Annotated in this window: 5 protein-coding genes and 1 pseudogene; 2 read left to right on the forward strand and 4 right to left on the reverse strand. The window is 75.2% G+C overall.

Annotation, left to right across the window (positions count from 1 at the left end):
• A partial coding sequence (locus tag LWC35_RS38600) for a cytochrome P450 (protein WP_232875553.1) occupies positions 1 to 212 on the forward strand: 212 nt, incomplete at its 5' end.
• 24 nt (positions 213 to 236) lie between these two features.
• Here the strand turns inward: LWC35_RS38600 and LWC35_RS38605 are convergent.
• From LWC35_RS38605 to LWC35_RS38615, 3 genes are read right to left on the reverse strand one after another with little or no spacing between them, the layout of a single operon-like run.
• Positions 237 to 950, reverse strand: a complete 714-nt coding sequence (locus LWC35_RS38605; protein ID WP_232875554.1) for a TetR/AcrR family transcriptional regulator — start codon at positions 948 to 950, stop codon at positions 237 to 239.
• Between the two features lie 58 nt (positions 951 to 1,008).
• Complete coding sequence (locus tag LWC35_RS38610) at positions 1,009 to 1,524, reverse strand: pyridoxamine 5'-phosphate oxidase family protein (protein ID WP_232875555.1); 516 nt, start codon at positions 1,522 to 1,524, stop codon at positions 1,009 to 1,011.
• Positions 1,521 to 1,958: a MaoC family dehydratase gene (locus LWC35_RS38615; RefSeq protein ID WP_232875556.1), complete on the reverse strand. Its 438-nt coding sequence runs from the start codon at positions 1,956 to 1,958 to the stop codon at positions 1,521 to 1,523. Before LWC35_RS38615 ends, LWC35_RS38610 begins: the two co-directional genes overlap by 4 nt.
• Before the next feature lie 228 nt (positions 1,959 to 2,186).
• Between LWC35_RS38615 and LWC35_RS38620 the strand changes: the two genes are divergently transcribed.
• Positions 2,187 to 3,428 carry an NAD(P)-binding domain-containing protein gene (locus LWC35_RS38620; protein WP_232875557.1) on the forward strand — a complete coding sequence of 414 codons (1,242 nt, stop codon included), beginning with the start codon at positions 2,187 to 2,189 and terminating at the stop codon, positions 3,426 to 3,428.
• Positions 3,429 to 3,827: 399 nt separating this feature from the next.
• Here the strand turns inward: LWC35_RS38620 and LWC35_RS38625 are convergent.
• Positions 3,828 to 3,919 (reverse strand): annotated as a pseudogene (locus tag LWC35_RS38625) (IS5/IS1182 family transposase); the annotation flags it as partial.

Genomic DNA, 3,919 nt, shown 5'->3' on the forward strand with positions numbered 1-3,919 from the left:
ACCTGGCCCGCGACCCGTCCGGGCACGTGGGGTTCGGGATGGGCATCCACCAGTGCGTCGGGCAGCACGTGGCCCGGCTGGAGGCCGAGGCCCTGCTCACCGCCCTGGCCCGGCGGGTGGCGACGATCGAGCCGGCCGGCCGGCCGCGGCGCCACCTCAACAACACGCTGCGCGCCTGGGAGGCGTTGCCCCTGCGGCTGCGCCCGGCCTGAGCGCAGCCGGGGCGGGGGCCGTGGTCAGCCCTCGTCCGCCGGGAGCACCCCCACGGCGAAGGCCAGGAGCATCGCGGCGGTGTCGGCCGGGTCCTCGTCGGGATGGGTGAAGCACCGCAGGAACAGCAGGAAGGTGAGCTGCTCGGCCAGGTCGGCGGGGTCCCGCTGGTGCCCGAGCTCGCCGGCGCGCTGCGCGGCGTCGAGCAGGACCGCGATCCGCTCGGCAACGGGGGTCGTGGCCCGCGGGTCCTCCGGGTCCGGCGGGGACGGGCCGCGCCGGACCCGCGCGGTGGACTCCTGGACCGCGCCGGCGAAGGCCGCGGTCAACGCCCGGTGCCGGCGGGCGACCCGACTGATCCGGCGCAGGTGGGCGGCGAGCTCCTCGGTGCGGGCGCCCGGCAGGGACCGCGCGGCCGCGGTGGGCCGCTCCGCCGGTTCGGCGTCGAGCCCCTCCTGCCAGGCGACGGCGAAGGCGGCCCCGATCAGCGCGTGCTTGCCGGAGAAGTGGTTGTAGGCGGTTGCCACGCTGACCCCGGCGACCCGGGCGACGTCCTCCACCCGCGTCTCCGCCCAGCCCTGGTCGGCGAACACGCGACGGGCCGCCGCGATCAGCGCGGCGCGGGTGCGGGCCCGGCGCGCCAGGGCCGTGCGGCGCCGCGAGTCCCGCCGGGCCTGCGAGTCGCCGACCCGGGCCCGGGCCTCCTCGCCCCGTCCGTCCGGACGTTCGCCCGTCGCCATTCTGTGCCCTTCCGCTCCCCGCAGGGAGACGCTCCCGGAAGGGGCTACCCGCGTTACATCAGCGGGCGCACCTGTCACTCGCTGCGGCGCCGGCACTCCGCACGGTGGGCTTCGCGCCCGTCGCCAGGCTCGCGGCCCGTCCCCACCGCAGCCGCCACGGCCGCAGCACGACGATCCCGGCGTCGGGCGAGGCCAGGCCGCCGGCGAACATCGCGGCCGGGTCGAAGCCGACGGGCGGGTCCGGCTCCGTGAACAGGTGCCAGGACCGGGCCGGGTCGGGATCCCAGGCCGCGCGGCACTCCGCGACCGCGACGTCGTGCTGCGGGTCCCAGTACGAGCAGGAGGCGTAGGGGTGCGCGGTCAGATGGGCGGCCTTCGGCGACGAGCGCCGGCTCGTGATCCGCCCGACCAGGCTCCCGTCGGTCTCGATCGTCCACAGCGGGTGCACCAGCCGCGACCGCGGACGGCCGCGGGCGTCGACGGTGGCGAGCGTGCACCAGACGATGCGGTGCGCGATCGCGACGAACTCGGCGAGGTCGGACGCCGTGGGATGCGGCGCGGACCCGGCGCTCACGGGAGGGGCTCGGTGTAGCAGACGGCGGTGCCCTCGACCGCCACGACGCCGTCGTCGCGGGTCACCCGGACGGCGAGCGTGGTGAGGGGCTTGTCCGCGCGGGCGGCCGTCACCTCGGCGGTCCCGGTGATCACGTCGCCCGGCCGGACCGGGGCCCGGAACGCCAGGTCGAGCTGCAGGAAGACGCTGCCGGGGCCGGGCAGGTCCTCCGCCACCACGGCGTTGAGCAGCGCCGTGGTGACCCCGCCCTGCACCACGATCCCGCCGAAGCGGGTCGCGGCGGCGCGCTCCTCGTCGTAGTGCAGCGGGTTGCGATCCCCGGAGATCTCGGTGAACAGCGCGATGTCGCGGCGGGTCACGAGCCGAGAGCGGCTCGCGGTGGCGCCGACGCGCGGAGTGGGCTGCAGCGTGGTGCGGGGGTCGGTGTCGGTCATCTCGGGCTCCGGACGTGACGGCGGGGTGGTGCTCGGTCGGCACCGACGCTAGGAACACGGCCGCGCCCGGCCATCGGTGTCGGATGCCCATCTCCCGTGCCCACCTGCCCACGCTCCCGGCCCGCGGAGTGGGAGGACCCGCCACCCGGAGATGGGTGATCGTCACCGATGGCCCGCGGCCCCGCGCTCCCTAGCGTCGAGGACACACCGAATCCCCTGGAGGACACCATGATCCACAACGTGACCGGCACCGTGACCGGGACCGTCGTCGTCGGCGCCGGGCAGGCGGGGCTCGCGATGAGCCGCTGCCTCACCGACCGCGGCCTGCCGCACGTCGTGCTGGAACGCGCCGCCGTCGCCGACAGCTGGCACAGCCGCCGCTGGGACTCCTTCCGGCTGCTGAGTCCCAACTGGCAGACCCGCCTGCCGGGCTGGCGGTACGCCGGGGCCGATCCGGGCGGCTTCATGACCGGCGCCGAGGTGGCCCGGTACCTGCAGGACTACGCCTGGTCGTTCGACGCCCCGGTGCGCACCGGCGTGGACGTGCGGCGGCTGTACCGGGTCGCCGGGGGCTGGCGACTGACGACGAGCGCGGGCCGGTTCCTCGCCCGGAACGTCGTCGTCGCGACCGGTGACCTCGCCCGTCCGCGGGTCCCCGCGGTGGCCGCCGACCTCCCGGCGCGGATCCACCAGCTGCACACCGCCGACTACCGCAACCCCGAGCAGCTGCCGCCCGGCGCGGTGCTGGTGGTCGGGGCCGGGCCGTCCGGGCAGCAGATCGCGCTGGAGCTGGTCCGGACCGGCCGGACCGTGCACCTCGCGGTCGGGCGGCACAAGGCGTTGCCCCGCCGCTACCGCGGGCACGACGCCTACTGCTGGATGGACCGGCTCGGCATGCTGGACCGCACCGTCGACACCCTGCCCGCCCCGCCCGGGCGCACCCCCAACGCCGTGCTCACCGGCGGGACCCGGGACCTCGACGTCCCGCGGCTCGCAGCGGAGGGGGTCGTGGCGCACGGGCGGCTGCTCGGGTGCACGGACGGCCGGCTCCGGTTCGGCGACGACCTCTCCGCCACCCTCGCCGAGGCGGCCGGGAACGCGACCCGCTTCCGCAGCGCGGTCGACGCGTTCGTGGCCCGCACGCGTATGGACGTGCCTCCCGAGGCGGCGCCTCCCCCTGCCTCCGTGCACGCCGGCGCGGCTCCGGCGCTCGACGGCATCGCCGCCGTGGTGTGGGCGACCGGTTTCGGCCGCGACCACGGCTGGATCGAGGCCCCGGTGACCGGCGTGGACGGCGACATCGTCCACACCCGGGGCGTCACCGCTGCGGCGGGACTGCACGTGCTCGGCCTGCGCTGGCAGTACCGCCGCTCGTCGAGCTTCCTCGACGGTGTCGGCGCCGACGCCCGGTACCTCGCCGACGTGATCGCCGAGCGGACCGTGGAGCGCCCCACCACCGTGGCGGCCTGAGCGGAGGAATCGCGACCGCAGGAACCGGACGCCCCGCCGAGCGCGGGGCGTCCGGCGTTCTCGGGATGCCCGCATTATGGAACCACAATGCGCTCAGACGGCAGCATCAAGCGCGTTATGGAACCATAATGCGATCAGCAGGAACCTATCACCCCGCTATGGAACCATAATGCGCTCGACCGGGTCCCATCGGCGCGCTATGGAACCATAACGCGCTCGAGCGGAACCTACCGGTGCGCGAAGGAGCCAAAGACGCCTGGCCGCAGCACATGAGCGCGTACCGGCGCCGTGATGTCGCCGACCCGAGCCTCTCGACGCGTTAGAGAACCACAACGCGCTCCAGCAGACCCTCTCAGCGCGTTAGGGAACCATAATGAGCCTTTCTCAGTAGGCCGTTGATCATGTTGTGCGGTCGTGTTCGTGGTGCAGGACGACGAGCGCAGCGGCGGTGATGGCGCCGATGCGGCGGGGGCAGAGGCTGACCCGGCGCA

Origin of the sequence: Pseudonocardia kujensis (assembly GCF_021283305.1) — a bacterium.
Taxonomy (GTDB): Bacteria; Actinomycetota; Actinomycetes; order Mycobacteriales; family Pseudonocardiaceae; genus Pseudonocardia; species Pseudonocardia kujensis.

What these genes read in the sequence shown, in the direction of transcription:
- LWC35_RS38605 (WP_232875554.1), bottom strand. Translation starts at nt 950, where the DNA reads ATGGCGACGGGCGAACGTCCGGACGGACGGGGCGAGGAGGCCCGGGCC.
- LWC35_RS38615 (WP_232875556.1), bottom strand. Translation starts at nt 1,958, where the DNA reads ATGACCGACACCGACCCCCGCACCACGCTGCAGCCCACTCCGCGCGTC.
- LWC35_RS38620 (WP_232875557.1), top strand. Translation starts at nt 2,187, where the DNA reads ATGATCCACAACGTGACCGGCACCGTGACCGGGACCGTCGTCGTCGGC.